Genomic DNA, 26260 nt, shown 5'->3' with positions numbered 1-26260 from the left:
AGGACGTATGCGGATCTGGAGCGATTCATTCATCGAGGGCGAGGCGATTCCGCCGGAATGCGCGTTTGCGGCAATCGACCCCGCCAGCCACGTCAGGCTGTCGAGTAATCGCAGCCCGCACCTGGGCTGGGAAGACGTGCCACCTGGCACCAAGTCGCTGGTACTGATCTGCCACGACCCGGACGTGCCATCAAGCAGCGACCGCGTCAACCAGGAAGGCAAGTTCATCCCGGATACCTTGCCACGGGTCGATTTCTTCCACTGGAGCCTGGTCGATATCCCGATCGTCCTGAAGGCTTTCCCGGAAGGCGTCTTCTCGGACATGGTCACGCCCCACGGCAAGCCGGGGCCCTTGGTGCCATTCACGATCAAGAACGGTACCGAGCACCAGTTGCGCCACGGAATCAACGACTACACGACCTGGTTTGCCGGCGACCCAGACATGGTGGGCGAATATTATGGCTATGACGGCCCCTGCCCGCCATGGAACGACGAGCGGGTGCATACTTATGTATTCACGCTGTATGCCCTCGACATCTCGCGCCTGCCGCTGGAAGGCAGTTTTACCGGCGCCAGGTTGCGATTCGCGATCCGCGGCCATATCCTCGACGAGGCGCGGACCTTCGGCATGTATTCGCTAAATCCGGCGATCGCGCCTTCATTAACAACATAAACCAATATCCGCCCCGAGGTTCGGGCGAATGGACCTCATGCTTTCGAACGACAACGCGCCACCTTCCACCACCATCCTCCTGATCCGCCATGGCGAAACCGCCTGGAATGCCGAACGCCGGCTCCAGGGCCATATCGACATCGCCCTCAACGCCGAAGGCGAGCGCCAAGCCGCGCTGCTGGCCGCTGCGCTGGCGCCGGAGCGGATCGACCACATCATCTCCAGCGACCTGGCGCGGGCCCGCCAGACCGCCGAGGCCATCGCCCGCGAGCGCGGCATGCAGGTTGGCACCGACCCGGCGCTGCGCGAGCGCTGCTATGGCGGCTTCGAAGGATTGCTATACAGCGAGATCGCCGCACGCTTCCCGCGCGAGTTCGCGGCCTGGCAGGCGCGCGATGTCGACGGCGTCTTGCCGCCGGGAACCAACCAGGGCGGAAGTTTCCGCCAGTTTTTCGACCGGGCGAGGGGAGCGATCGTCAAACACGCAACGGCGTATCCCGGCAAGACGCTGGCGCTGGTCGCCCATGGCGGGGTGCTCGAATGCGCCTACCGGGCGGCGCTGGGCCTGTCGCTGGAAACGCCGCGCGACTTCAAGGTGCTCAATGCGAGTGTGAACCGGTTCGTGGTGGAAGAGGGTGGGTTGAAGCTTGTGAGCTGGGGCGAGGTGGGGCACCTTCAGCCGGCGGTGCTGGATGATTTGACCTAGGGGTTTCGGTGAAAGAACTTGGATTCCGGCCTGCGCCTACGACTTCGGCGAAGGCCGGAACCCAATTCCGTCGCCCACCACCAGCCTGACCTTACACCCCAAACCCCTGCACCTACCCCCACTACCCACCCCTGCCAATATCACACAAACAACACTCCCCAAAAATTCTGCCGATAATTTGAGCAGCGATTAAGGTAAAATAATAGGTTCCCCGAGAAACTTCTGAGATTTCTGCTGTGCAAATCGGACCCTATATCCTGCGTAATAACGTCTTTGTCGCCCCGATGGCCGGGGTGACGGACCGCCCGTTCCGCCAGCTGTGCAAGCAGCTCGGCGCCGGCTACGCCGTGTCCGAAATGGCGGCCTCGAACCCGCGCCTGTGGGCCAGCGAAAAGACCTCGCGCCGCACCGACCACACCGGGGAAATGGAGCCGAAAGCGGTGCAGATCGCGGGCGCCGACCCGAAAGACCTCGCCGATTGCGCAAAGTTCAACGTCGAGCGCGGCGCCCAGATCATCGACATCAACATGGGTTGCCCCGTGAAAAAGGTGTGCAACAGCTGGTGCGGGTCCGCGCTGCTGCAGCACGAAGACCTGGTCGAGCGCATCCTGCATGCGGTGGTGGAGGCAGTCGACGTGCCGGTCACCCTGAAATTCCGTACCGGCTGGGACCGCCAGAACAAGAACGCCCTGCGCATCGCGCGCCTGGCCGAGCAGGCCGGCATCCAGATGCTGACCCTGCACGGCCGCACCCGCGCCGACGGCTACAAGGGCGACGCCGAATACGACACCATCCGCGCCGTCAAGGCGTCCGTTGGCATTCCGGTGGTCGCCAATGGCGACATCACCACGCCGGAAAAAGCCAGGTTCGTGCTCGACTACACCGGCGCCGACGCTGTGATGATCGGCCGCGCCGCCCAGGGCCGTCCCTGGATTTGCCGCGAGATCGACCATTTCCTGCGCACCGGCGAACATTTGCCGGCGCCCCTGGTGGAAGAAGTGCGCGAGCTGATGAACGAGCACCTGCCGGCGCACTACGCCTTCTATGGCGATTTCATCGGCGTGCGCTCTGCGCGCAAGCATATCGGCTGGTATGTGCAAGACCTGGCCGGCGGGGAAGAATTCCGCCAGCGCATGAATCTGCTCGAATCGACCGCCGAGCAGCTGGCGGCAGTCGATATGTTTTTCAAATCCCAACTCGACCTTGGGGAGCGGTTACAATACCGCCCCGCGCTTCCTGCGGATGAGGCATTGGCGGCCTGAGCCGGCCATCGCTTCGCAACAATCACGCGAGCAGCAGTACCAGCAGAGCATAAAAATAGAACAAACGGGGACACGCTGCTTCAGCAGCGAGCAATCATTAACCAGGATGAAGCAGCAGAGAACATGAGCAAAGAAAGTATCCAGGAAGTCGTCCAGAAAAGCCTCGAGGATTATTTCAACGATCTGGGAGAGCAAAAGCCGACCAATATCTACGACATGATGGTGCTGACCGTTGAAAAACCGGTCCTCGAAGTCGTGATGACGCGCGCCGACGGCAACCAGTCGCACGCGGCGCAGATGCTGGGCATCAACCGGAACACTTTGCGCAAGAAACTCCAGGAGCACGGTCTCCTCTAAAGCATTGCATGGCGTGGGCCGTGCGTTAGGGCGCGGCCGGTACAAGGTCCGCGCGCCCGGACGCACCAATTCTCAACAACAGGCCACACCATGATCAAACAAGCACTGATTTCCGTCTCCGACAAGACCGGCGTCCTCGATTTCGCGAAGGCGCTGGCAGCCCTCGGCGTGAATATCCTGTCCACCGGCGGCACTGCCAAGCTGCTGCAGGAAAATGGCGTGCAGGTGACCGAAGTCGCTGACTACACCGGTTTCCCGGAAATGCTCGACGGCCGGGTCAAGACCCTGCACCCGAAGGTACACGGCGGCATCCTGGCACGCCGGGACCTGCCCGAGCACGTCGCCAAGTTAGATGAGCACGGCATCCCGCAGATCGACATGGTCGTGGTCAACCTGTATCCGTTCCAGCAAACCGTCGCCAAGGACGAGTGCTCGCTGGAAGACGCGATCGAAAACATCGACATCGGCGGCCCGACCATGCTGCGCTCGGCAGCCAAGAACCACCGCGACGTGGTCGTGGTCTGCGACCCGGCCGACTACGGCGTGGTGCTGGCGGAAATGAAAGGCGTCGGCGGAGCCGACGCGGCGGGTGGAGCGCCGGTCAGCTACGAGACCAAGTTCCGCCTGGCGAAAAAAGTGTTCGCGCACACGGCGCAATACGACGGCTCCATCACCAATTACCTGACCAGCCTGGGCGAAGACCGCCTGCATGCCACTCGCGCCAGCTATCCGCAGACCCTGAACATGAGCTTCGAAAAGGTCCAGGACATGCGCTACGGCGAGAACCCCCACCAGGGCGCCGCCTTCTACCGCGACCTCGTCCCGGGTGCCGGTGCACTGGCCGCCTATACCCAGTTGCAGGGCAAGGAACTCTCGTATAACAACATCGCCGATGCCGACGCGGCCTGGGAATGCGTCAAGTCGCTCGGCGGCGAAGGCCAGGCCGGCTGCGTGATCGTCAAGCACGCCAATCCGTGCGGGGTGGCGATCGGCCTTGACGCGCTGGACGCCTACGGGCGCGCGCTGCAGACTGACCCGACCTCGGCTTTCGGCGGCATCATCGCCTTCAATGTCGAAGTCGACGGCCGCGCGGCAGAAGCTGTATCGAAACTGTTCGTCGAAGTCCTGATCGCGCCATCGTTCACGGCCGAGGCGCGCCAGGTCATGGCGGCCAAGCAGAACGTGCGCCTGCTCCAGATCCCGCTGGGCGACGCCCAGAACCCCTACGACGTCAAGCGCGTCGGCGGCGGCCTGCTGGTGCAGGCGCCGGATGCGAAGAATGTCGGCCTCGGTGAGCTGCGCGTGGTCAGCAAGAAGCAGCCGACCCAGCAGCAACTGCAAGACCTGATGTTCGCCTGGCGCGTGGCCAAGTTCGTGAAATCGAACGCGATCGTGTTCTGCGCCAATGGCATGACCCTGGGCGTCGGGGCAGGGCAGATGAGCCGTATCGATTCGGCACGCATCGCCTCCATCAAGGCGCAAAATGCCGGGCTGTCGCTGGCTGGTTCGGCAGTGGCTTCGGATGCCTTCTTCCCGTTCCGCGACGGACTGGACGTGGTGGTCGATGCGGGCGCGACCTGCGTCATCCACCCGGGCGGTTCGATGCGCGACCAGGAAGTGATCGATGCGGCGGATGAGCGTGGCGTGGTGATGCTGTATACCGGCACCCGCCATTTCCGCCATTGATTTTGTAGGGTGGCCGGCTCTGCCGGCCGCGCGTTCAACCATCGTGGGTGTGGACGCGCTATGATTTTCAAATGTGATTTGAACGCGCGGTCGGAAAATCCGACCACCCTACGTGTCAAGCTTTGCTACATCACCTGTGTTTTTACACAGTATTTTCCCACTAACCCCCTTCCGCCGTATATCATTCCACAATGATTATTCTCGGCATCGACCCGGGCCTGCGCACGACGGGCTTCGGCGTCATCGAAAAACACGGCAGCAAACTGCGCTATATCGCGTCCGGCACCATCAAGACCGGCCTTGAAGGCGCATTGCCGCCGCGCCTGAAGGTGATCCTGAAGGGCGTGAGCGAAATCGTCTCCGCCTACCAGCCCGGCTGCGCCGCCATCGAAAAAGTGTTTGTGAACGTCAACCCGCACTCGACCCTGCTGCTGGGCCAGGCGCGCGGCGCCGCGATCACGGCCCTGGTCGGCGCCGACCTCGACGTGGCCGAATATACCGCGGTGCAGGTCAAGCAGGCCGTGGTCGGCACCGGCAGGGCAGCCAAGGCCCAGGTGCAGGACATGGTCGCACGCCTGCTCAAGCTGCCCGGCCTGCCCGGCAGCGATGCCGCCGATGCGCTCGGCGTGGCCATCTGCCATGCACACAGCATCGATACCCTGGCCCTGCTCGGCGCGCTAACGCCCGCCGCTACCACGCTGCGCATGAAACGCAGCCGCCTCGTCTAAAAACAACAAGGAAACAACGATGATCGGTCGAATCGAAGGGAGACTGCTCGAAAAAGCGCCACCGCACGTGCTGGTGGACTGCAATGGCGTCGGCTACGAAGTCGACGTCCCGATGAGCACCTTCTACAACCTGCCGCATACCGGCGAGCGGGTGGTGCTGTTCACCCACCTGACCGTGCGCGAAGACGCCCACCTGCTGTTCGGCTTCGGCAGCGCCTCCGAGCGTGCGCTGTTCCGCCAGCTGATCAAGATCACCGGCGTCGGCGCGCGCATGGCGCTGTCGATCCTGTCCGGCATGACGGTGGCCGAGCTGTCGCAGGCGGTGACGCTGCAGGAGACCGGCCGCCTGGTGAAGGTGCCGGGCATCGGCAAGAAGACCGCCGAACGCCTGCTGCTCGAACTCAAGGGCAAGCTGGGCGCCGACATCGGCGTGGTCGGCGGCGTGGTCCGTGACGAGGCGCAGACCGACGTGCTCAATGCGCTGGTGGCGCTGGGGTATTCTGATAAAGAAGCGCTGCTCGCGACCAAGAACATGCCGGCCGGCGCGAGCGTTTCCGACGGCATCAAGTTCGCGCTGAAGGCGCTCTCGAAAGCGTAAACAAGCATGAGCATCCAGACCGACAATTTCACCGAACAGCGCGTCATCGACGCAGCCCCGGCTTCGCCGAATGAAGAGGCGATCGAACGCGCCTTGCGCCCGAAGCAGCTCGAAGAGTACGTCGGCCAGGAGAAGATCCGCGCCCAGCTTGAGATCTTCATCCATGCCGCGCGCAATCGCCGCGAGGCGCTCGACCACACGCTGCTGTTCGGCCCACCAGGCCTGGGCAAGACCACGCTGGCGCACATCATCGCGCGCGAAATGGGCGTCAACCTGCGCCAGACTTCCGGACCGGTGCTGGAACGCCCGGGCGACCTGGCTGCGCTGCTGACCAACCTCGAACCGAACGATGTGCTGTTCATCGACGAGATCCACCGCCTGTCGCCGGTGGTCGAAGAGATCCTGTACCCGGCGCTCGAGGACTACCAGATCGACATCATGATCGGCGAGGGCCCGGCCGCGCGCTCAGTGAAACTCGACCTGCAGCCATTCACCCTGGTCGGCGCCACCACCCGCGCCGGCATGCTGACCAACCCGCTGCGCGACCGCTTCGGCATCGTCGCGCGTCTCGAGTTCTACAACGTCGACGAACTGACCAAGATCGTCACCCGCAGCGCCGCGCTGCTGGGCGCCCCGATCGACCAGGACGGCGCCCGTGAAGTCGCCCGGCGCGCGCGCGGCACGCCGCGTATCGCCAACCGCCTGCTGCGCCGCGTGCGCGACTATGCGGAAGTGAAGGGCAATGGCGACATCACCAAGGACATCGCCGACCTCGCGCTGAAGATGCTCGATGTCGACTCGGTCGGCTTCGACGTGATGGACCGCAAGCTGCTGGAAGCCGTGCTGTTCAAGTTCGGCGGCGGCCCGGTCGGCATCGGCAACCTGGCGGCAGCGATCGGCGAAGCGGCCGATACGATTGAAGACGTGCTCGAACCCTTCCTGATCCAGCAAGGCTATTTGCAGCGCACCCCGCGCGGGCGCATTGCTACGCCGCTGGCTTACCAGCACTTTGGTGTGGCCGCGCCGCGTATCAGCCCGACGGGCGATTTGTGGGATAGCTTGCCGCCGGCCTAGGAGTGCGTGCCCGGATTGCACATCGCCCACTGTCATCGAGGCGAATCTGCCGATGAACCCGGGATCTCCGATTCAGGGTAGCGGCGTCGCTTCGTCGATCTTGTCAGGACACGGATCACGACGTCGGGCGGCGTGTGCTGCTCAAGAAGCTCTTGCGCAGCGGTGAACACATCATGTGAGCTGGCCGCATTGATTGCTGCATCGATCAGCAGCGATGTGCGGAAATCGTTTCGGCGCTCCGTCCAGTAGTCCAGGCTGTATCTCATGGCAGGCCCCTGTTCGTGCAGTGACTCGTCCTGTTAGATCCAGGCGCCCGCGAAACGGTCCTTCGCCAACCGTAAATTCACGTAAATCGATAGAATAGACCGGGACAAACCTGAAACGGGACAGGAGGTGCGCCATGACGTCCCGTGCGAATGACTGAAATACTGCAGCGTCAAATCAGCAGCCATATTCCTGTTCCCGGCTGTCAGCAGCCTGTGACAGTTAAACAAAAGCGTTCAGGTTGAAAACCGCAGCAGTCCTGGTGTCGTTGGTTATGTCCTCATAAAGCTACCGAATCAAGCGAGCGAGTGAGGATAAAGCGCTGAACAACAGGTATCGATTCATGCACTTTTTTTTCCTGTCCACCGCAGTCGAGTGATTTCCACGTCCTGCCGAGAGATTAACCTTCTCCAGATACCGGACAAGGTCTATAACTAAGGTCCGTGCCCAAACACGAGAGCGCCATCAAAGCGTTGTTGCCGATCGATGTCGCATTTTGGCATCGGAGATGGTCGAGTCGATGCTTGGACAAGCCGGTCCTGTGAGCAGTGCTCTCGGCCTATTTAAGCATCTGCAAAGAAATGATGGTGGTCGATTGCAGACCTTTCTTGATTGAAGGAGCCGTTATGACCAAACGAAGAGACTTCCTTCGGATTGCCTCCAGTGTGGGTGTCGGCGCGTGCGCGGAAACAGTGCTTCCGAGGTTTGCGATGGCCCAGGGGGGACGCAACGCGAATATGCATTACATCGATCCAACTGTCATTGGTCCGGGTGACGGAACGCTTGCAAAACCTTTTCGCTCGTGGACCAGCGTTTCCTGGGCACCCGGCCACACCTACCTGCAGAAACGGGGCACGACCTATTCGGGTGTCTTCCAGGTATCGGCGAGCGGCACTGCGTTGCAGCGCATCACCATTGGCGCTTATTATCGATCCAATGGCAGCGACGATATTTCACGGCCAAAACCGGTCATCATCTTGCCGCCCGCGCCTACCATGCCGGCCGACGGCGCCTCGATCGCGGTGTACAAGCAGGAGCGCGATTTCATCACCTACCGTCATCTCGACATTCGAAATAGTGCCTTGCCGGAAGCGAGTGACGCGGCAATCCTTTGGTTGGGCAATAGCTGCGTGTTCGAAAATAACAATGTGACGTCCAATTGTGCGGGCGTGTATATCTTCGAAAAAAACCATGTGACCATCTCCGGCTGTGTGCTCGACGTCATCAGGAATAGCCCCGCGTATGGCAATCAAGGGATTCTGGTTGCCGGGAACACCAATATCGAAAACATCCGCCTGCTCGATAATATTGTCCGTCACCACGGTGGCGGCACGGTGACCTCGTATGGCATCCGCTGTGAAACCTACGACAGCGCCGCGTTCCTCACGCATCTCGTGATACGCCGGAACCGCGTTTCTCCGCCACCGGGCGTCGCTTATAACCCGAACCGCAGAGCGATCGGTATCTACCTTATCCGCGGGGACGCTGCCACGCTGGACAGGAATACTGTGACCGGTATGCTGACCGGCATCTTCATCAACGGTGGAGATCGCAGCTACGTGGGCAATAATAACTGCAGCAACAATATGAATTTCGGAATTCATATCAGCGGCTTTGCCAAGTCTTATATCATCGAGCGCAACGTCTGTAATTCCAATGGTGGGACATTGACCCCTACCTATTACGGCCGGGGTATCGAGTTATCGTCGGCAGTCGGACAGGATGCCGTATCCGGACATACGATCCGCTACAACACTTGCAGATTCAACTATAACTACGGCGGTCCGCTGGACAACGGCTCGGAAGGCGTCGGCATCGGTGTGGACGACGGGACCTGCAAGTGTTCGGTTTACGGCAACATCATCTCGAATAACGAAGGGAACGGTATCCAGATGTATGGTGGCGGCGATAGGGCCAAGTGGCCTGACACAGGCGGTCACTTAGTCGATTCCAACAAGATGGGTTCAAACTGCAGCTTTTCCGTCGTGAACCGGCGCAGCGGAGGGAAGACGCCCAGTCCATTCCAAGCCCATATCGCGCTATCGTACATTTACGGCAGCCCAACCGTCGTTTCCAACAACAGCTTCTCGGGAAGCACCCGTATGGGGATCTACACCGACGGCACCGACTCGAACATCACTACCGTCCGCAATGTCTAGCGCGACATGCTGTGCCCGGTGAAATATCCGCTTGGCCCGAAAGCGGAAATTCGGATAGCCCAAGTGTGCGCGACAAGGCGTCATCATCGATGCCAATTTCCGCGGCGCGGCGCCGAAGGACGCGCGGGTGGTGAACGGAGCGGGCCGCACCTTGCTGCCCGGCCTGATCGACTGCCACACCCACGCGTTTCGCCACGTCGAGTTGCCGGTGCTGTTCGGTGTGACGACTCAGATCGACATGTTCACCGATGTCGGCATGATGAAGAAGGTCAAGCAGGAGATGGCGCAGGGCGGCAGCCACCACCATGCCGACCTGTTTCTGCCGGGACGCTGGTCACCGCTCCGAACGGACATGGCACCACCTTGGGACAAGGAATGACGCCTGCTACCGCAATTTAAGAAATACACCCGGATGCACCGACCTATAGTCGACCGGGCCGGGAGGGGGACATGATTGCATGGTGGCGACTTCCATGGCAGCGCAAGTCGATTGTGGCGATGTCAGTCGCAACGCGCCTTCGGGTGGCTGGCACTCACTTTCCTGTTCCTCCTGGGCGGCGCCAATCGCATGCAGCTACGGTAGACCAGGTCCCGGAGCCACTGGTGCCCTTTGTCCGTTTCATGGCGGGCATGCCACACGAGATGGAGGCCCACGGCAGGCACCTCGAACGGCAGTGGGCTGACCTCCAGGCCCAGCGCACTTCCCAGTTCCCGCGCCGCTGTTCCCGGGAGCGAAGCAATGCCCCGAAAGCGCCGCAGCACAAACGGCAATGTGCTGAAACGCGTCGTTGTCATCGTAACGTGGCGGCTGAGGCCGCGTTCTACCAGGACATCATCGACGTAGCCGGTGAATTCACCCCCGAACGATGTCAGAAGATGAGGGTAGGCAAGGTAGTCTTGGAGGCTGATTGGAATCCGCACCTGTACCAGCTTGGGATCGAACATGCAGGCAAAGGATTCTTTAAACAGTGGCTTGGTGCATATCCAGCCCGTCGTCGGGCCTATGTCGGTAATTGCAAGTTCCAGCGTCCCTGCCTCGAGTTGCGCAACAGCGTTGGCCTGGTCGACTGGACGCAATGCGAGCCGTATGCGGGGCGCCTGTGCCGCCAGGGCGCCGAGCAGTGCGGGCGCCAGCGTGACCTCTCCGATATCGAACATCCCCAAAGCGAACGTACGATCACTCGAGGCCGGGTCGAACGCAGTATCCGTGAAGAGCGCGGTACTGAGGCCTTCAAGGGCCGGCTTCAGGCGCTCCGCGAGCGCGAGAGCGTGGGCGGTTGGTTCCATTCCCCGGGCCGTTCTTACGAACAGGTCGTCTCCAGCAAATGCGCGAAGCCGGGCCAGGGACGCGCTCATCGCCGGCTGTCCGAGGTACAGGCGCTTGGCGGCCCGAGTCACGCTTCGCTCGCGCAGGAGTGCCGTGAAGACAAGCAGGAGATTCAGGTCGAGCTTGTGAAAATCGTGTTCATTGATATCGATCATGTTTTCAATCGATTGGAATAATCATCAGGAGGAGTCTAATCTTTCTGTGTCGACGGCGCATCTGCTCTTCGGAACATGCCAAGTCTTCGTTTGGTTCCATGAAGGTACACACTCACCAAAGAGGATCACTATGCGCTATCGGGTTTTCGGCAAGCACACGGGCTTGCGAGTTTCACAGTTGGCTCTGGGTACGGGCAACTTTGGGACAACATGGGGTTATGGCGCGGAGCCGGACGAAGCCCGCCGCATGTTCGGCAAATATATCGAGGTCGGTGGAAACTTCATCGATACGGCCGACAACTACCAGGCCGGTCAGTCTGAAACATTGCTCAGCGACCTGATTGCTCCGGTTCGCGAGCGACTTGTGTTGGCCAGCAAATTCACACTAGGTCCCACGCCTGCACAGGCCGGGATAGCGGCGACCGGCAACTCGCGCAAGGTGATGATCCAGTCCGTCGAATCCAGCCTGAAACGATTGAAGACCGATCGGATTGACCTCCTGTGGGTCCACATGCCCGATGGCGTAACGCCGATGGAGGAAGTCATGCGCGGCCTGGACGACCTGGCGCGAGCCGGCAAGATTGTATACGCCGGTCTGTCTGACTTCCCCGCATGGCGCGTGTCCCGTGCGGCCACCTTGGCAGAACTCCGGGGTTCGCTACCGATCGCCGGCGTCCAGCTCGAGTACAGCCTGGTCGAGCGAACGGCCGAGAGAGAGTTGCTGCCAATGGCGCAGGCATTGGGTCTCGGCACCGTAGCCTGGTCGCCACTGGGCGGGGGGCTTCTTACCGGCAAGTATCGTCGTGGGGAACTTGGCCGTGCGACCCAGTTAGGCACGCTCATTCATCACGAAGACAGCGCCCAGAAGGGAGCAGTCCTGGATGCTTTGCAAGTCGTCGCCGATGAAACGGAATCGAACCCTGGAAGGGTGGCGATCGCTTGGGTGATGGCACGCGGCGCCATCCCGATTGTCGGACCGAAGTCACTGGCACAGATGGACGACAACCTCGGTGCGACAGAACTAAGGCTCACGGAACAGCAGCTTTTACACCTGAACGCGGCAGGCTCGCCCAGTCTCGGGTTCCCTCATGAACTCCTGAGCCAGGACTCTGTCCGCCAGAGCCTGGCAGGGGGACAGCTCGATCAGCTGGACGCACCAGATCAGCCGATAGCATGAGTACACCAGGGCGGTGCTCGACCCGCGCCAGATAAGCGCGACACTGTGCTACGTCCAGGCCGGAAGTCCGCTGGCGCGAAAGCGGACGTCCGGAAAGGCACGGTGCACCTGCTTTGCTCTCCCGGCAAGCAGGTGGTCCTGCCGGACGCATCAAGTCGCTAGTGACAAATGTCATACCAAACTGATGGCGCCTGCTTCTACTGGCGCCATCGCATTGTTCGCATACTGGCTTCACTACCCACCCATGCGAGGAATGTATGAACACCACCTTGAAAGCCCTGTCCGCCGCCGCCGCACTTTGCCTGGCAAGCGCCGCCACCGCCGCCCCGACCCTGGTCCAGGACGTGCGCGTCTTCGACGGCGAGCGCGTGCACGAGCGCCGCTCGGTCCTGTTCGACAAGGGCGTCATCGTCGATGCCAACTTCCGCGGGGCGGTGCCGAAAGACGCGCGGGTCGTGAGCGGTCTGGGGCGCACACTGCTGCCCGGACTGATCGATTCCCACACCCATGCCTTCCGCTATTTCGAGCTGCCGGTGCTGTTCGGCGTGACCACCCAGGTCGACATGTTCACCGATGTGGCGATGATGGCTGCCGCGAAGAAGGCCATGCGCGAAGGGCACAACCACCGCCACGCCGACCTGTTTTCGGCCGGTACCCTGGTCACCGCGCCAAACGGCCACGGCACCCAGTTCGGCGTCGCCATCCCGACCCTCACCAAACCGGAAGACGCACAGGCCTTCGTCGATGCGCGCATTGCCGAAGGTTCGGACTTCATCAAGATCGTCATGGAAGCGGGCATGGGCTTCAAATCGCTCGACCTGGCCACCACGAAGGCCGTAATCGCGGCGGCGCACCGGCGCGGCAAGCTGGCCGTGGTCCACATCAGCACCGAGGCGGATGCGCGCGCGGTTCTGGAGGCGGGCGCCGACGGCCTGGTGCACCTGTACACGGGCAGCACGGCCGACGCGGAGGGACTGGCCAAACTGGCCGCGAAACGCCGCGCCTTCGTGATCCCGACCTTCACCGTCCTGGAAAGCATGGCCGGCTACAAGGGCGACGACCTGCTGGCCGACGCCAAGCTGGCCGGCCTGCTCGACAAGGACGCTCAAGCGCCGCTCAAGGCGCGTTACGGCTCGCAGCAGCAGCCCGCCATGCTGGTGGCGCCCAAGATGGTGACGGCCGCCATGCAGCGCGCCGGCGTGCCGGTGCTGGCCGGGACCGACGCAGGCAATGCCGGCACCCAGTACGGCGTCAGCATGCACCGCGAGCTGGCTTCGCTGGTCGAGGCGGGCATGAGCCCGGCGCAGGCGCTGACAGCCGCCACCAGTGCGCCGGCCAAAGCCTTCAAGCTGGGCCAGCGCGGCCGCATCGACAAGGGCTACAAGGCCGACCTGCTGCTTGTGGACGGCAATCCCACGGCGGACATCCGCGCCACCCGGCAGATTGTCGAAGTGTGGAAGGATGGCGAGAGCGCCAACGGCCTGCGCGAGCGCCAGCGCGAGACGGTAGCGAAGGCGTCAACCGGCGCCGGCAACGTGCAGGCGCTGCCGCCGGATGGCCGCATCAGCCAGTTCAGCGAAGCCAAGCTGGGGAGCCCGTTCGGCGCAGGCTGGATGCCCTCGACCGACAGCTTCGCCGGCGGCAAATCGACCGTCACATTGGCCGCGCAGCCTGCGCTGCCGGATGGGCAGGTGCCGCTCGCGGTCAATGCGACAGTGGCGCCGGGCATGCCGTTTGCCTGGGCCGGCGTGGCCTTCATGCCGGGTGCGAAGCCGATGCAATCGGTGAACCTGAGCGCCGCCAAACTGGTGCGCTTCAAGGTGCGCGGCGACGGCAAGGTGTACCAGCTGATCGCGATGTCGCAGGGCGTGCAAATGCCGGGCGCGAGCCGCTTCACCGCCGGCCCCGAATGGACCGAAGTGACGGTGCCCCTGAGTGACCTGAAAGGCGTCGATCTGGCCAGCGTGACCATGTTAGGATTCAATGCCGGACCACAGCCGGGCGAGTACCGTTTCGAGCTCGCCGACGTGCGCCTGCTGGCACAATAAAAAACACCGGGATGGAAGAGCGATGGACATGTTCAAGCGGGCAATCCGACGACTGGGTGCGGGACCCTGGATCCCGCCCGAGCATGGCAAGATGCCGTACTTCTGGCTGCTGAGCCTTGGCTACATGGGCTGGAAGTACTTCTATGTCATGCCGACGCCGCTGGAAGCGCTGATGCTGGTGCTGACGCTGGTGGTGTTCGTCGTGCTGTACTGCTTCAGCTTCTGGGCGCGCGGCTGGCAGGTCGTCGCCTGCATGCTGGCGAGCTGCCTGATCGGCGCCATCTGGGTACGCTGGAACGTGGGGGCTGCGACCTTCTTCATCTTCGCCTGCGCGGCCGCTGCCGGCATCCTGCGCCTGCGGCGCGCCATGCTGGCGATTGCGGGCGTGATCGTGCTTGCCTTGCTCACCTCGCTGCTCATCGCGAGCACGCAGATGCGCTTCCTGTTCCTGATGCCGATCCTGACCATCAGCCTGCCGGTGGGCGTGGGCGCAGTGATGGATGCGCGCCTGCGCCGCTCGCGCCAGGAGCTGGTGCGCAAGCAGGAAGAGGTCGAGCACATGGCCACCATCGCCGAGCGCGAACGCATCTCGCGCGACCTGCACGACCTGCTTGGGCATTCGCTGTCGCTGATCGCGCTGAAGGCCGAACTGGCGCGCAAGCTCGTGCACCGCGACCTTGACAGCTGCGCGCGCGAAATCGGCGACATCGAAACCAGCGCGCGCCAGGCCCTGGCCGAAGTGCGCGCCGCCGTCAGCGGCTACCGCGAGAGCGGCCTGGCCCATGCGCTGGCGAGCGCCCGCGCCAGCCTGGCCGCGGCGGACGTGCAGCTGGAAGAAAAGGTGGAGCGCTTCGCGCTGGGGCCGGCCGCCGAGAACGTGGTGGCGCTGGCATTGCGCGAGGCGGTCACCAACGTCGTGCGGCATGCGGGCGCGAAGCGCTGCAGCGTGTCGCTCGCGCTGGAGCATGGCGTGGCGGTGCTGCGCATCGCCGACGACGGGCAGGCGCGCAGCGAGGCCGATATCCGGCATGGCAACGGCTTATCCGGCATGCGCGAGCGCGTGGCCTCGGTCGGCGGCAAACTGGCGCTGCGCGTATGCGCAGGCCTCGAACTCGAACTGCGTATTCCTGCAGGAGCTACCGTATGATCCGCATCCTCCTGGCCGAAGACCAGAACCTCGTCCTCGGCGCGATGGCCGCGCTGCTGCGGCTCGAGCCGGACTTCGATGTCGTCGGCGCCGCCACCAACGGCAAGGAAGCACTGGCGCTGTGCGAGCAGTTCGCGCCTGACATCGTCCTGACCGACATCGAGATGCCCCTCATGACCGGCCTGGAGCTGGCGACCCAGGTCAAGGAACGGCGCCTGGCGGCGAAGGTGATCGTGGTGACTACTTTTGGGCGCAGCGGCTACCTGCGGCGCGCGCTGGAGGCGGGCGTGCGCGGCTACCTGCTCAAGGACGCTCCGGTCGATGCGCTGGCTGCGGCGATCCGCGCGGTCCACGAGGGGGGGCGGGCGATCGCGCCCGAACTGGCGCTGGAAAGCTGGAGCGGGGGCGGCGACCCGCTCACCGAGCGCGAACGCCAGGTGCTGCGCCTGGCCGGGGAAGGGCGAGCCAGCTCCGACATCGCGCGCCAGGTGCACCTGTCCGAAGGAACCGTGCGCAACTACCTGTCCGAGGCGATCAGCAAGCTAGGTGCGGCGAACCGGGTTGAGGCCTACCGGATGGCGCGCGACGCCGGCTGGCTGTAGGAATCAAGTGAGGGCGGCGTGGCCTTGATTTTGGGCGTGTACATCAGCGGGTAGATGAAGGTCATGTACAGCACCAGCGTCAGCACCATCAGGAAGCCGCAGACCCGCAGCAGGGTGGGGCTGCCGCCGTGCCAGACCACGATGGCGCTGGCGGCGAAGGGCATCATCATCAGGAGCGAGGCCAGGGCGCGCAGCGGCGGCGAACGGCGCATGCGGTTGCCCGCCAGCCCGATCACGAAATAGCCGCCGGCCGCCAGCAGCATCCCCGCCAGCATCACGAAGGGTTCGGCCATGTCGGGGATGGCGTGCGCGATGGAGCGCAGCAGCAGCGGGGGATGGATGAGCGCGAGCACGCCCGCGAACAGGCTGAGCAGCCGGAGATAGCGCAGCGCGCGGCCCCGCACCACGGGGCGCGCCGGCTTGGGAACGCTCATCGGTATGCTCATCAAGGTGCCAGGTAGGGGATGCAGATCCGGGAAGCTTGACGATAGCACAATCGCGCCGCCCGACGGGGCGGTGCGTGGACGGAAGGCGCGGATCAGGCCTGGTACAGTACCGGCTCGCGGCGGCTGCGCCGCCCGTCGCGGGCGCGCATGCGGCCGGCGCTCGGGCCCTGCAGCATCGGATAGACCAGCGCCAGCCCGGTGACCAGCGTAAAGCTGAGCAGCAGGCCGCTCATCCACAGGGTATTCGGATCCATGCCCAGCCAGAGCGTGACGACCCCGGTCAGGAAAGGCGCGGCCAGCAGCATCACGCACAGGCGGCGCAGCGAAGGCGAACGCTTGATCCGGTGACCCGCGAAGGTGATGAAGAAGAAGGCGGAAGCGGCCAGCAACAGCATCAGCGGCATGGCCAGCGCCCCGGCCAGGTTGGGCGCCACGGCACCGTTCGGGAACAGCATGGCCGGCGGCGCGACCAGTACTGCTATGCCAGCCACCAGGCAGGCAAGTCGCAGGAAGATCATCGATGTCCTCCGTGGGACAGCATCGATTGCGGCATATTCTTGATTCCTCGTCTCGGTTTGTTCATGCGGAAAACTCAGCAATAAACGAGAGCTTAGCGAAAAATCAATATTCGTGGCGCGCGGCTGCGCAGCCTGCCGCTAGCGGCTGCTTAGTGGCCGGTGCTCTTCGAGAACAGGTTGATGACCGCCACGCCCGCGATGATCAGGGCCAGTCCGGCGATCGCCGGCAGGTCGAGGCGCTGGCCATAGACGATCCAGCTGATCAGGGAAATCAGGATGATGCCGACCGCCGACCAGATCGCATAGGCGATCCCGGTGGGCAGCACGCGGAGGCTGAAGGTCAGCAGGTAGAAGGACAGGGCATAGCAGCCGACCGTGACGAGGCTGGGCAGCGGGCGGGTAAAGCTGTCGGAAGCCTTGAGCGCCGTGGTGCCGATGACTTCGGCAACGATGGCAAATGCGAGGTAGAGATAGGCGTGGGTCTGGGTCATCCCCGGATGATACCGCGCGCTAGGAAGGCAGCTCGTGGCCGATCATGATGCGGTGGCCGTCCACCGTGCGCAGGCCGAATTCGCGCATGCCCCAGGGCTCGTCGGCGAGCGGCTTGACGATCTCGGCGCCGGCAGCCAAGGCGCGCGCATGCCAGCTGTCGGCGTCGTCGACGTCGAGGTAGGCGAAATAGGAATGCAAGCCGGTGTCGGCCACCGGCATGGCGTCGGGGCACTCGCCGGCCATGATGCGGCAGCCGTCGCGCACGAACATGCGCCAGCCAGGGTCGCCCATTTTGTGGATGGAGAACCCCAGGGTGTCGCGGTAGAAGCTTGCGGAGCGTTCGAGGTCGGGGACGGCCAGCACGTACAGGTGATCACGAATCATGCTGTGCCTCCGTCCCCGGCGTGAAGCTTACTGCTCGCGGACCCAGGTCTGCGAACGGCCGAACATCGGCGCGCCGATGTAGCCGCGCACTTCGAGCTTGCTGCCATTGTCCTTCAGCTGGGCCTTGCTCTTGTAGGTCTTGCCCTTGGCCGGGTCCATGATCTCGCCGCCGGTGTACTCGTTGCCGTCTTTCTTCAGGCCCGACAGGATGGTCATGCCGATCAGCGGCTGGTCCTTGCGCGCGCCTTCGCAGGCGGTGCATTTCGGGTTCTGGTCCTGGTCCGCAGGGCGGAACAGCTTTTCGATCTTGCCGGTCAGGACGCCGCCTTCGTCGGTGATGCGCACCAGCGACTTCGGCTTGCCGGTTTCGTCGTCGATCGTCTTCCAGGTGCCCGCCGGCGTGGCGTTTTGCGCCATTGCTGCAGGAATTGCGACCATCATGGCAATCAGGCTTGCCCCAATCAGTTTACGCATTGTGAGTCTCCATTGTTGTTGTCAGGCGGGGCCAGTGTAGCAAACTGTGTTGACGGTGGGGTGATCGTGAAACTGAAGAACCATTCCAATCTGCCGTGAACCGTAGGGTGGGCGGCTTCGCCGCCCGCGCGTTCAAGCAGCGGTAGCACGGACGCACTGTGGCTAGCTCGTGCTAACTATCACCGCGCGGGCGGGAGACCCGCCCACCCTACGAAACCCAATAAAAAACGCGGCCACACGGGCCGCGTTCTCATGGATCGTTGACAGCTTACGCCGCAGCCAGCTTCACCAACTGCTCCTGCATCTTCTCCAGCGTCGCCGAGAAGTTCGCCACGCGTTCCTTCTCCTGGGCCACCACTGCCGCCGGTGCGCGCGCAACGAAGCTTTCGCTCGACAGCTTGCCGTTGGCCTTGGCGATCTCGCCTGTGATGCGCGTGATCTCCTTCGACAGGCGCTCGCGTTCGGCGGCGACGTCGATCTCGACCTTCAGCATCAGCTTGGTGGTGCCGACGATCGACACCGCGGCCGGCGACTCCGGCAGCGCGTCGACGATCTGCACTTCAAGCAGCTTGCACAGCGACTGGACATACGGCGCGAAGCCGGCCAGGTTGGCGCGCTCGGCATCAACGCCCGGTTCGACGATCAGCGGCACGCGCACCGACGGCGACAGCTTCATCTCGCCGCGCAGGTTGCGGGTGGCATTGGTGAGGTCCTTGAGCTGGGCCATCCAGGCTTCGGCGCTTTCGCTGATCAGGGACTCGTCGGCGATCGGGTAGGGCTGCATCATGATGCTGTCGCCGGTTTTGCCGGCCAGCGGCGCGATGGCCTGCCACAGCGCTTCGGTCACGAAGGGGATGATCGGGTGCGCCAGGCGCAGGATCACTTCCAGCACGCGCAGCAGGGTGTGGCGGGTGGCGCGCTGCTGCGCTTCGGTGCCCTGCTGGACCGAGACTTTGGCCACTTCGAGGTACCAGTCGCAGTACTCGTCCCAGACGAACTTGTAGATGGTGCTGGCGATGTTGTCGAAGCGGTAGTCGGCGAACCCCTTGGCTACTTCGAGTTCGGCGCGGTTCATCAGCGAGATGATCCAGCGGTCGGCCTGCGACAGGTCTTCCGGATTCGGGGCGCCGCAGTCCTTGCCTTCGGTGTTCATCATCACGAAGCGCGTCGCATTCCACATCTTGTTGCAGAAGTTGCGGTAGCCTTCGCAGCGGCCCAGGTCGAAGTTGATGTTGCGGCCCAGCGAAGCGTAGCTCGCCATGGTGAAGCGCACGGCATCGGTGCCGAAGGCCGGGATCCCGTCCGGGAATTCCCGGCGGGTGGCTTTCGCGATCTTATCAAGAGCGCGCGGGTCCATCAGGCCGGACGTACGCTTGGCCACCAGCGAATCCAGGTCGATGCCGTCGATCAGGTCGATCGGGTCGAGCGTGTTGCCCTTCGACTTCGACATCTTCTGGCCCTGCGAGTCGCGCACCAGGCCGTGCACGTACACGGTCTCGAACGGCACCTTGCCGGTGAAGTGGGTCGTCATCATCACCATCCGGGCGACCCAGAAGAAGATGATGTCGAAGCCGGTCACCAGCACCGACGACGGCAGGAACATCGACATGTCCCTGGTCTGTTCCGGCCAGCCCATGGTCGAGAAGGGCACCAGCGCCGACGAGAACCAGGTGTCCAGGACGTCGTCGTCACGGCGGAGCAGGCCCGCGATGCCGGCGGCCTTGGCCTTGGCTTGCGCTTCTTCTTCGCTGCGGGCGACCACGATCTGGCCGTCCTCCGCATACCAGGCCGGGATGCGGTGGCCCCACCACAACTGGCGCGAGATGCACCAGTCCTGGATGTTGCCCAGCCACTGGTTATAGGTGGTGGTCCAGTTCTCGGGAACGAACTTGATCTCGCCGCTGGCGACTTTTTCCATCGCCACTTCGGTGATCGACTTGCCCGGATTGAAAGTGCCTTCCGGCGCCGGCTTGCTCATGGCGACGAACCACTGGTCGGTCAGCATCGGTTCGATGACGACGCCGGTGCGGTCGCCGCGCGGCACCATCAGCTTGTGCGGCTTGACCTGTTCCAGCAGGCCTTGTGCTTCCAGGTCGGCGACGATCTGCTTGCGCGCGGCGAAGCGGTCCATGCCCTGGTATTGGGCGGGGGCGTTCTCGTTGATCCTGGCGTCGAGCGTCATGATCGTGATCGGCGCAAGGCCGGCGCGCTGGCCGACCGCATAGTCGTTGAAGTCGTGGCCCGGCGTGATCTTCACGCAGCCGGTGCCGAATTCCTTGTCCACATAGCTGTCGGCGATCACCGGGATCTGGCGGCCGGTCAATGGCAGCACCAGCATCTTGCCCACTAGGCTTGTGTAACGTTCGTCGGTCGGGTCCACCGCCACGGCGACGTCGCCCAGCATGGTCTCAGGACGGGTGGTGGCCACCGTCAGGTGGCCAGAGCCATCGGCCAACGGGTACTGGATGTACCACATCGAGCCGTCTTCTTCCTGCGAATCGACTTCCAGGTCCGAGACGGCGGTGCCCAGCACCGGGTCCCAGTTGACCAGGCGCTTGCCGCGGTAGATCAGGCCTTGTTCGTAAAGGCGCACGAAGACTTCCGACACCGTCTTGGAGCGGGTCTCGTCCATCGTGAAGTATTCGCGCTGCCAGTCCGGCGAGGTGCCCATGCGGCGCATCTGGCCGGTGATGGTATTGCCCGACTTTTCCTTCCACTCCCAGACCTTCTCGACGAAGGCGTCGCGGCCCAGGTCGTGGCGCGAAATTTTCTGCGCGTCGAGCTGGCGCTCCACCACGATCTGGGTGGCGATGCCGGCGTGGTCGGTGCCCGGGATCCAGGCGGTGTTATGGCCGCGCATCCGGTAGTAGCGGGTCAGGCCGTCCATGACGGTCTGGTTGAAGGCGTGGCCCATGTGCAGCGTGCCGGTCACGTTCGGCGGCGGCAGCTGGATGCTGAACGACGGCTTGCCGTCTTCCATGGTGGCGGTGAAGTAACCGCGCTTTTCCCACTCGGTACGCCAATGTTGTTCAATGTCGGCGGGCTCGAAAGACTTGGCTAATTCCATGATATGGCGATGTGATTTGCTGAAACGAACATTATAGAGGAGGTCAGGGCCGATGCGGCGGTGCCGCAAAGGCCGCCGGAAAATACCCTGGCGCCCCCGCATCGCCCTGGGCATGCCCATGCATTAGCCTTATGAGCATATAGTATTTACACATGGGCGGGCAAGCTGGGCTATAATCCGCCCGTTGCCGAAACGGCAGCAACGCTAGGGGTCCTGCGCATGCAAATCGATGCGTGCGCGGGTGAGAAATACCCTCCGAACCTGATCTGGATAATGCCAGCGAAGGGAAGCAGTCGGCTTGGGGGCCGTGCGCTTGCGCACATGCTTCGCTACACCCGATCAATCCTTTGCTGGCTCCTACGCAAAGGAGCCACATGAATGCACCACTCGACGCCGCACTGAAGGCAGCGCTTCCCATCCCAAGCGCGTTCGACGCCGCGACCGCCACGGTCGACAGCGCGGCCATCGCACCCTTCCCGAATTCGCGCAAGGTCTATATCGAAGGCAGCCGGCCCGACATCCGGGTGCCGATGCGCGAGATCGCGCAATCGCCCACAACCGGCAGCTTTGGCGGCGAGCGGAACCCGCCGCTGTTCGTCTACGACACTTCTGGTCCCTACACCGACCCGGCAGCCGCCATCGACGTGCGCTGCGGATTGACCTCGCCGCGCCTGCCCTGGATCCGCGAGCGCGCCGATACCGAGGAGCTGGCGGGGCCGAGCTCCGCCTACGGGCAGGCAAGGCTGCGCGATCCGGCCCTGGCTGCGCTGCGCTTCAACCTGCAGCGCACGCCGCGCCGCGCACGCCCGGGTCGCAACGTCACGCAAATGCACTATGCGCGGCAGGGCATCATCACGCCCGAGATGGAATTCGTCGCGCTGCGCGAGAATCTGCGCCGCCGGGAATACCTGGCGTCCCTTAGCGAGTCGGGCCCGATGGGCGCGCGGGTCGCCAGCCTGCTGGGGCGCCAGCATCCGGGCCAGTCCTTCGGCGCCAGCATCCCGCTTGAAGTCACCCCCGAATTCGTGCGCAGCGAACTGGCGCGCGGCCGCGCCATCATCCCGGCCAACATCAACCACCCGGAAGTCGAACCGATGATCATCGGCCGCAACTTCCTGGTAAAGATCAACGCCAACATCGGCAACTCGGCCGTCAGCTCCTCGATCGGCGAAGAAGTCGAGAAGATGACCTGGGCGATCCGCTGGGGCGCCGACAACGTGATGGACCTCTCCACCGGCAAGCATATCCACGAGACGCGCGAATGGATCATCCGGAATTCGCCGGTGCCGATCGGGACGGTGCCGATCTACCAGGCGCTGGAGAAGGTGAACGGCAAGGCCGAAGACCTGAGCTGGGAGATCTACCGCGACACGCTCATCGAACAGGCGGAGCAGGGCGTCGACTATTTCACCATCCACGCCGGCATGCGCCTGGCCTATGTGCCGATGACGGCCAACCGCCTGACGGGCATTGTCTCGCGCGGCGGCTCGATCATGGCCAAGTGGTGCCTGGCCCACCACCGCGAATCCTTCCTCTACACGCATTTCGAGGACATCTGCGAGATCATGAAGGCCTATGACGTGTCCTTCAGCCTGGGCGACGGCCTGCGCCCGGGTTCCATCTACGACGCCAACGACGAAGCCCAGCTGGCCGAACTGAAAACGCTCGGCGAACTCACTCAGGTCGCGTGGAAGCACGACGTGCAGACCATGATCGAAGGCCCTGGCCACGTGCCGCTGCACCTGATCAAGGAAAACATGGACCTCCAGCTGGAGCAGTGCAGCGAAGCGCCGTTCTACACCCTCGGGCCGCTCACCACCGATATCGCGCCCGGCTACGACCACATCACTTCGGGCATCGGGGCGGCCACCATCGGCTGGTACGGCACCGCCATGCTGTGCTACGTCACTCCCAAGGAGCACCTCGGCCTGCCCGACAAGGCGGACGTCAAGGACGGGATCATCACCTACAAGATCGCGGCCCACGCCGCCGACCTGGCCAAGGGCCACCCGGGTGCGCAGATGCGCGACAACGCGTTGTCGAAAGCGCGCTTCGAATTCCGCTGGGACGACCAGTTCAACCTGGGCCTCGACCCGGACAAGGCGCGCGCCTTCCATGACGAGACCCTGCCCAAGGAGTCGAGCAAGGTGGCCCATTTCTGCTCGATGAAGATCACCCAGGAAGTGCGTGCCTATGCGGCCGCCAATGGCGTCGGCGAAGACGCCGCGCTGGCGCAGGGCATGCAGGAAAAGGCGATCGAGTTCGTGAAGGGCGGCGCCCGTTTGTACCGGGAGGCGTGATGCTGGATATCGAATTGAACGGCGCGCCTTTCCATGTGCCTGCCGGGCAGTCGCTGCAGGAGCTGGCCGGGCAGCTCGGCGTGGCGGGGCAGGCGGTGGCGGTGGCGGTCAATCGCGAGGTAGTGCCACGCGAGCTGTGGCCAGAGCGGCGCTTGCGGGCCAGCGACAAAGTAGACATCGTGCGCGCCATCGGCGGCGGTTGATTACAAACTATTTCACCACCGTCGGATATGACGGGTTTCGTAGGGTGGGCGGCTTCGCCGCCCGCGCGTTCAAACCGTGCTCGCTCTGTGATGCGCTCGCTCGAACCACGCACTGGTTGAACGCGCGGGCGGGAGACCCGCCCACCCTACAAGAAAGGACAACAATGAACGAAGACTTCCTCACCATCGCCGGCCGCCGCTACGCCTCGCGCCTGCTGGTCGGCAGCGGCAAGTACCGCGACCTGGCCCAGACCCGCGAAGCCACCCTGGCAGCCGGCGCCGACATCGTCACGGTGGCCATCCGGCGCGTGAACATCGGCCAGGACCGCAACTCGCCCAACCTGCTCGACGTCCTGCCCCTGGATGAATTCACCATCCTCCCCAATACCGCCGGCTGCTACACCGCGAAGGATGCCGTCTACACGCTGCAGATGGCGCGCGAGCTTCTGGGTGGGCGCAAGCTGGTCAAGCTGGAGGTGTTGGGCGACCCCGACACCCTGTTCCCGCAGATGCCCGAAACCATCAAAGCCGCCGAGACCCTGGTGCGCGACGGTTTCGACGTGATGGTCTACTGCAGCGACGACCCGGTGCAGGCGCGCATCCTGCAGGAGATCGGCTGCGTCGCGGTGATGCCGCTGGCCTCGCTGATCGGTTCGGGCATGGGCATCCTCAACCCGTGGAACCTGGGGCTGATCATCGAGCAGGCCACAGTGCCGGTGCTGGTCGATGCCGGCGTCGGCACGGCCTCGGATGCGGCCATCGCGATGGAGCTGGGCTGCGACGGCGTCCTGATGAACAGCGCGATCGCCGGCGCGCGCGATCCGGTGCGCATGGCGCGCGCGATGCGCCATGCCGTGATCGCAGGCCGCGAAGCCTGCCTGGCGGGGCGCATGCCGAAGCGCTTCGCAGCCGTCCGGTCTTCCCCAATCGAGGGAGTCGTGGCCTGATGGTCCCCACCGTACTGGTGTTCGCCGGGCTCGATCCCGGCGGCGGCGCGGGCCTGGCGGCAGACATTGCCGCCATCGCGGCGCTCGGGGCGCATGCGCTGCCGGTGGCGACTGCGCTCACGGTGCAGGACAACAACCGCGTGCACGAGGTGCGTGCGGTCGATGCCGCCTTCATGCTGCGCCAGGCCGATGCGCTGGTCGATACCTGCAGCATCGACGCGGTGAAGATCGGCATCCCCGGAAGCAGGGAGAATGCGGCAGCGATCGCCACGCTCCTGCGCCAGCTGCGCGCCGCCGATCCCGCGCTGCCGGTGGTGCTCGACCCGGTGCTGGCCAGCGGCCACGGCGACCTGCTCTGCCGCGGCAACGCGCTCGAAGCCCTGGCCGAGCTGGTGCCGCTGGCCACCGTGCTGGTGCCAAACCTGCCGGAAGCCCGGGCCCTGGGAAGCGTGCCGTGCGAGCACGTGTTCGTCACCGGCGGCCACGGCGAGGGCGAGATCATCCTGAACCGCTGGCTGCGCGACGGCGTCGAACAGCGGGTCTGGCGCCTGCCGCGCCTTCCGCACACCTACCACGGCAGCGGCTGCACCCTGGCCGCCGCCATCGCCGCCCGGCTGGCGCTGGGCGACCCGATGGAACAGGCGCTCGAACGCGCGCAGGACTACTGCCACCAGACGCTGGCCCACGCATTCTGGATCGCCCCCGGACAGCGCATCCCACGCCGCATCCTCCATACCTACTGAAAGACCGCATTGAACACGCCACTGAACACGCCACTGAACACGCCACTGAACACGCCACTGAACACGCCACTAAACACGCCACTGGGCACGCCACTGAGCACGCCACTCCTGCAAGGCCTCTACCTGGTCACTCCCGACTGGATCGACACCGACCGCCTGCTGGCGGTCACCGAGACCGCGCTCGCCGCCGGCGCCGCGTTGGTGCAGTACCGCCACAAGAATGCCAGCCACGCGCTGCGGGCGGAGCAGGGCGCGGCCTTGCTGGCGCTGTGCCGCCATCATGGCCGTCCGCTCGTCATCAACGACCACGTCGACTTGTGCCGCGACCTCGGCGCCGACGGCGTGCACCTGGGCGGGACCGACGTGTCGGTGGCCGAGGCGCGCGCCCTGCTCGGCCCGGAGGCGATCGTCGGCGCCTCGTGCTACGGCGAACTGAAACTGGCCGAGGCAGCCCAGGCGGCCGGCGCCAGCTATGTCGCCTTCGGCGGTTTCTATCCCTCCCTGGTGAAAAAATACAGTTTCGTCACGCCGCCGCAGCTGGTCGACGTCTGGCGCGACCGGGTCGCCCTGCCAATGGCGGTGATAGGCGGCATGACGCCACAGAACGCGGCGCCGCTGGTCCGGCGCGGCGCATCGATGGTGGCCGCCATCACCAGCGTGTACGCAGCAAGCGATCCGGCAGCGGCGGTGCGCGAATTCCGCGCCTTGCTTGGCGCGGCATAA

27 protein-coding genes and 1 riboswitch are annotated in these 26260 nt (G+C 64.0%); of the genes, 19 read left to right on the top strand and 8 right to left on the bottom strand.

What is annotated here, in order from left to right; genetic code table 11:
• Positions 1-7: 7 nt before the first annotated feature.
• The 8 genes from HGB41_RS16545 (at position 8) to ruvB (ending at position 7084) form a co-directional block, all read left to right on the top strand.
• Positions 8-673 (top strand): YbhB/YbcL family Raf kinase inhibitor-like protein, encoded by a 666-nt coding sequence (locus tag HGB41_RS16545; protein ID WP_171086434.1) that lies wholly within the window; start codon positions 8-10, stop codon positions 671-673.
• Between the two features lie 28 nt (positions 674-701).
• On the top strand, positions 702-1379 hold the full coding sequence (locus tag HGB41_RS16540; RefSeq protein WP_371868536.1) for a histidine phosphatase family protein: 678 nt from the start codon (positions 702-704) through the stop codon (positions 1377-1379).
• A 236-nt stretch (positions 1380-1615) separates the two neighbouring features.
• Complete coding sequence (gene dusB / locus HGB41_RS16535) at positions 1616-2641, top strand: tRNA dihydrouridine synthase DusB (protein WP_171086431.1); 1026 nt, start codon at positions 1616-1618, stop codon at positions 2639-2641.
• A 123-nt stretch (positions 2642-2764) separates the two neighbouring features.
• Positions 2765-2998 carry a helix-turn-helix domain-containing protein gene (locus tag HGB41_RS16530; RefSeq protein ID WP_027865797.1) on the top strand — a complete coding sequence of 78 codons (234 nt, stop codon included), beginning with the start codon at positions 2765-2767 and terminating at the stop codon, positions 2996-2998.
• Between the two features lie 90 nt (positions 2999-3088).
• Positions 3089-4684, top strand: a complete 1596-nt coding sequence (gene purH, locus HGB41_RS16525; protein WP_171086429.1) for a bifunctional phosphoribosylaminoimidazolecarboxamide formyltransferase/IMP cyclohydrolase — start codon at positions 3089-3091, stop codon at positions 4682-4684.
• A gap of 191 nt (positions 4685-4875) precedes the next feature.
• Positions 4876-5412, top strand: a complete 537-nt coding sequence (ruvC, locus tag HGB41_RS16520) for a crossover junction endodeoxyribonuclease RuvC (protein ID WP_171086427.1) — start codon at positions 4876-4878, stop codon at positions 5410-5412.
• A 19-nt stretch (positions 5413-5431) separates the two neighbouring features.
• Positions 5432-6010 (top strand): Holliday junction branch migration protein RuvA, encoded by a 579-nt coding sequence (ruvA, locus tag HGB41_RS16515; RefSeq protein ID WP_171086425.1) that lies wholly within the window; start codon positions 5432-5434, stop codon positions 6008-6010.
• A gap of 6 nt (positions 6011-6016) precedes the next feature.
• Positions 6017-7084 (top strand): Holliday junction branch migration DNA helicase RuvB, encoded by a 1068-nt coding sequence (gene ruvB / locus HGB41_RS16510; protein WP_171086423.1) that lies wholly within the window; start codon positions 6017-6019, stop codon positions 7082-7084.
• A 32-nt stretch (positions 7085-7116) separates the two neighbouring features.
• Here the strand turns inward: ruvB and HGB41_RS16505 are convergent, their stop codons facing one another.
• Positions 7117-7350 carry a hypothetical protein gene (locus HGB41_RS16505; protein ID WP_171086418.1) on the bottom strand — a complete coding sequence of 78 codons (234 nt, stop codon included), beginning with the start codon at positions 7348-7350 and terminating at the stop codon, positions 7117-7119.
• Positions 7351-7974: 624 nt separating this feature from the next.
• Here HGB41_RS16505 and HGB41_RS16500 point away from each other — a divergent pair.
• Together HGB41_RS16500 and HGB41_RS16495 are read left to right on the top strand one after the other, a co-directional pair.
• Positions 7975-9507, top strand: coding sequence for a right-handed parallel beta-helix repeat-containing protein (locus HGB41_RS16500; RefSeq protein WP_171086417.1), 1533 nt, complete (start codon positions 7975-7977; stop codon positions 9505-9507).
• A gap of 151 nt (positions 9508-9658) precedes the next feature.
• A complete protein-coding gene (locus HGB41_RS16495; protein WP_171086416.1) occupies positions 9659-9886 on the top strand; it encodes a hypothetical protein in 228 nt (75 codons plus the stop codon).
• A 122-nt stretch (positions 9887-10008) separates the two neighbouring features.
• Here the strand turns inward: HGB41_RS16495 and HGB41_RS16490 are convergent, their stop codons facing one another.
• Positions 10009-10989 (bottom strand): LysR family transcriptional regulator, encoded by a 981-nt coding sequence (locus HGB41_RS16490; protein WP_171086415.1) that lies wholly within the window; start codon positions 10987-10989, stop codon positions 10009-10011.
• On the opposite strand from HGB41_RS16490, the gene HGB41_RS16485 reads away from it, so the two are divergent.
• From HGB41_RS16485 to HGB41_RS16470, 4 genes are all read left to right on the top strand, one after another.
• Entirely contained in the window at positions 10988-12166 is a 1179-nt protein-coding gene (locus HGB41_RS16485) for an aldo/keto reductase (protein ID WP_308788937.1), read from the top strand. The two genes, HGB41_RS16490 and HGB41_RS16485, sit on opposite strands and share 2 nt — an antisense overlap.
• A 257-nt stretch (positions 12167-12423) precedes the next feature.
• On the top strand, positions 12424-14214 hold the full coding sequence (locus HGB41_RS16480; protein ID WP_171086414.1) for a CIA30 family protein: 1791 nt from the start codon (positions 12424-12426) through the stop codon (positions 14212-14214).
• A gap of 28 nt (positions 14215-14242) precedes the next feature.
• On the top strand, positions 14243-15361 hold the full coding sequence (locus HGB41_RS16475; RefSeq protein ID WP_229423076.1) for a sensor histidine kinase: 1119 nt from the start codon (positions 14243-14245) through the stop codon (positions 15359-15361).
• Positions 15358-15963, top strand: a complete 606-nt coding sequence (locus tag HGB41_RS16470) for a response regulator transcription factor (RefSeq protein WP_171086410.1) — start codon at positions 15358-15360, stop codon at positions 15961-15963. The genes HGB41_RS16475 and HGB41_RS16470 overlap by 4 nt, the downstream gene beginning before the upstream one ends.
• On the opposite strand, the gene HGB41_RS16465 is transcribed toward HGB41_RS16470, so the two are convergent.
• The 6 genes from HGB41_RS16465 to HGB41_RS16440 all read right to left on the bottom strand — a co-directional run bounded on the left by HGB41_RS16465 (position 15930) and on the right by HGB41_RS16440 (position 21344).
• The gene (locus tag HGB41_RS16465; RefSeq protein ID WP_171086409.1) at positions 15930-16397 is read right to left on the bottom strand and encodes a hypothetical protein; all 468 of its coding nucleotides are present in this window, start codon (positions 16395-16397) and stop codon (positions 15930-15932) included. The genes HGB41_RS16470 and HGB41_RS16465 overlap by 34 nt on opposite strands.
• A 104-nt stretch (positions 16398-16501) precedes the next feature.
• Positions 16502-16927 (bottom strand): hypothetical protein, encoded by a 426-nt coding sequence (locus HGB41_RS16460; protein WP_171086408.1) that lies wholly within the window; start codon positions 16925-16927, stop codon positions 16502-16504.
• Between the two features lie 149 nt (positions 16928-17076).
• A complete protein-coding gene (locus tag HGB41_RS16455) occupies positions 17077-17418 on the bottom strand; it encodes a DMT family transporter (RefSeq protein ID WP_171086407.1) in 342 nt (113 codons plus the stop codon).
• 19 nt (positions 17419-17437) lie between these two features.
• Positions 17438-17803 carry a VOC family protein gene (locus HGB41_RS16450; RefSeq protein ID WP_171086406.1) on the bottom strand — a complete coding sequence of 122 codons (366 nt, stop codon included), beginning with the start codon at positions 17801-17803 and terminating at the stop codon, positions 17438-17440.
• 27 nt (positions 17804-17830) lie between these two features.
• Positions 17831-18277, bottom strand: coding sequence for a DUF2147 domain-containing protein (locus HGB41_RS16445; protein ID WP_171086405.1), 447 nt, complete (start codon positions 18275-18277; stop codon positions 17831-17833).
• Between the two features lie 268 nt (positions 18278-18545).
• Positions 18546-21344, bottom strand: coding sequence for a valine--tRNA ligase (locus HGB41_RS16440; RefSeq protein ID WP_171086403.1), 2799 nt, complete (start codon positions 21342-21344; stop codon positions 18546-18548).
• A gap of 196 nt (positions 21345-21540) precedes the next feature.
• A riboswitch (TPP riboswitch) is annotated at positions 21541-21649 on the top strand.
• A 69-nt stretch (positions 21650-21718) separates the two neighbouring features.
• Here HGB41_RS16440 and thiC point away from each other — a divergent pair.
• The 5 genes from thiC (at position 21719) to thiE (ending at position 26260) form a co-directional block, all read left to right on the top strand.
• Positions 21719-23644, top strand: coding sequence for a phosphomethylpyrimidine synthase ThiC (gene thiC, locus HGB41_RS16435; protein ID WP_212760994.1), 1926 nt, complete (start codon positions 21719-21721; stop codon positions 23642-23644).
• Positions 23644-23847 (top strand): sulfur carrier protein ThiS, encoded by a 204-nt coding sequence (thiS, locus tag HGB41_RS16430; RefSeq protein ID WP_171086402.1) that lies wholly within the window; start codon positions 23644-23646, stop codon positions 23845-23847. The genes thiC and thiS overlap by 1 nt, the downstream gene beginning before the upstream one ends.
• A 164-nt stretch (positions 23848-24011) precedes the next feature.
• Complete coding sequence (locus HGB41_RS16425; protein ID WP_171086400.1) at positions 24012-24794, top strand: thiazole synthase; 783 nt, start codon at positions 24012-24014, stop codon at positions 24792-24794.
• Positions 24794-25537 carry a bifunctional hydroxymethylpyrimidine kinase/phosphomethylpyrimidine kinase gene (locus HGB41_RS16420; protein WP_171086399.1) on the top strand — a complete coding sequence of 248 codons (744 nt, stop codon included), beginning with the start codon at positions 24794-24796 and terminating at the stop codon, positions 25535-25537. The genes HGB41_RS16425 and HGB41_RS16420 overlap by 1 nt, the downstream gene beginning before the upstream one ends.
• A gap of 108 nt (positions 25538-25645) precedes the next feature.
• Positions 25646-26260 (top strand): thiamine phosphate synthase, encoded by a 615-nt coding sequence (thiE, locus tag HGB41_RS16415; protein WP_171086806.1) that lies wholly within the window; start codon positions 25646-25648, stop codon positions 26258-26260.

It is taken from the genome of Telluria aromaticivorans (genome assembly GCF_013003915.1).
Classification (GTDB): Bacteria; Pseudomonadota; Gammaproteobacteria; order Burkholderiales; family Burkholderiaceae_D; genus Telluria; species Telluria aromaticivorans.
The sequence above is the reverse complement of the archived record's forward strand: the minus strand, read 5'-3'. Positions and strand labels throughout refer to the sequence as shown.

What these genes read in the sequence shown, in the direction of transcription:
- HGB41_RS16545 (WP_171086434.1), top strand. Translation starts at nt 8, where the DNA reads ATGCGGATCTGGAGCGATTCATTCATCGAGGGCGAGGCGATTCCGCCG.
- HGB41_RS16540 (WP_371868536.1), top strand. Translation starts at nt 702, where the DNA reads ATGGACCTCATGCTTTCGAACGACAACGCGCCACCTTCCACCACCATC.
- HGB41_RS16530 (WP_027865797.1), top strand. Translation starts at nt 2,765, where the DNA reads ATGAGCAAAGAAAGTATCCAGGAAGTCGTCCAGAAAAGCCTCGAGGAT.
- purH (WP_171086429.1), top strand. Translation starts at nt 3,089, where the DNA reads ATGATCAAACAAGCACTGATTTCCGTCTCCGACAAGACCGGCGTCCTC.
- ruvC (WP_171086427.1), top strand. Translation starts at nt 4,876, where the DNA reads ATGATTATTCTCGGCATCGACCCGGGCCTGCGCACGACGGGCTTCGGC.
- ruvA (WP_171086425.1), top strand. Translation starts at nt 5,432, where the DNA reads ATGATCGGTCGAATCGAAGGGAGACTGCTCGAAAAAGCGCCACCGCAC.
- ruvB (WP_171086423.1), top strand. Translation starts at nt 6,017, where the DNA reads ATGAGCATCCAGACCGACAATTTCACCGAACAGCGCGTCATCGACGCA.
- HGB41_RS16505 (WP_171086418.1), bottom strand. Translation starts at nt 7,350, where the DNA reads ATGAGATACAGCCTGGACTACTGGACGGAGCGCCGAAACGATTTCCGC.
- HGB41_RS16500 (WP_171086417.1), top strand. Translation starts at nt 7,975, where the DNA reads ATGACCAAACGAAGAGACTTCCTTCGGATTGCCTCCAGTGTGGGTGTC.
- HGB41_RS16485 (WP_308788937.1), top strand. Translation starts at nt 10,988, where the DNA reads ATGTTTTCAATCGATTGGAATAATCATCAGGAGGAGTCTAATCTTTCT.
- HGB41_RS16490 (WP_171086415.1), bottom strand. Translation starts at nt 10,989, where the DNA reads ATGATCGATATCAATGAACACGATTTTCACAAGCTCGACCTGAATCTC.
- HGB41_RS16480 (WP_171086414.1), top strand. Translation starts at nt 12,424, where the DNA reads ATGAACACCACCTTGAAAGCCCTGTCCGCCGCCGCCGCACTTTGCCTG.
- HGB41_RS16475 (WP_229423076.1), top strand. Translation starts at nt 14,243, where the DNA reads ATGTTCAAGCGGGCAATCCGACGACTGGGTGCGGGACCCTGGATCCCG.
- HGB41_RS16470 (WP_171086410.1), top strand. Translation starts at nt 15,358, where the DNA reads ATGATCCGCATCCTCCTGGCCGAAGACCAGAACCTCGTCCTCGGCGCG.
- HGB41_RS16465 (WP_171086409.1), bottom strand. Translation starts at nt 16,397, where the DNA reads ATGAGCGTTCCCAAGCCGGCGCGCCCCGTGGTGCGGGGCCGCGCGCTG.
- HGB41_RS16460 (WP_171086408.1), bottom strand. Translation starts at nt 16,927, where the DNA reads ATGATCTTCCTGCGACTTGCCTGCCTGGTGGCTGGCATAGCAGTACTG.
- HGB41_RS16455 (WP_171086407.1), bottom strand. Translation starts at nt 17,418, where the DNA reads ATGACCCAGACCCACGCCTATCTCTACCTCGCATTTGCCATCGTTGCC.
- HGB41_RS16450 (WP_171086406.1), bottom strand. Translation starts at nt 17,803, where the DNA reads ATGATTCGTGATCACCTGTACGTGCTGGCCGTCCCCGACCTCGAACGC.
- HGB41_RS16445 (WP_171086405.1), bottom strand. Translation starts at nt 18,277, where the DNA reads ATGCGTAAACTGATTGGGGCAAGCCTGATTGCCATGATGGTCGCAATT.
- HGB41_RS16440 (WP_171086403.1), bottom strand. Translation starts at nt 21,344, where the DNA reads ATGGAATTAGCCAAGTCTTTCGAGCCCGCCGACATTGAACAACATTGG.
- thiC (WP_212760994.1), top strand. Translation starts at nt 21,719, where the DNA reads ATGAATGCACCACTCGACGCCGCACTGAAGGCAGCGCTTCCCATCCCA.
- thiS (WP_171086402.1), top strand. Translation starts at nt 23,644, where the DNA reads ATGCTGGATATCGAATTGAACGGCGCGCCTTTCCATGTGCCTGCCGGG.
- HGB41_RS16425 (WP_171086400.1), top strand. Translation starts at nt 24,012, where the DNA reads ATGAACGAAGACTTCCTCACCATCGCCGGCCGCCGCTACGCCTCGCGC.
- HGB41_RS16420 (WP_171086399.1), top strand. Translation starts at nt 24,794, where the DNA reads ATGGTCCCCACCGTACTGGTGTTCGCCGGGCTCGATCCCGGCGGCGGC.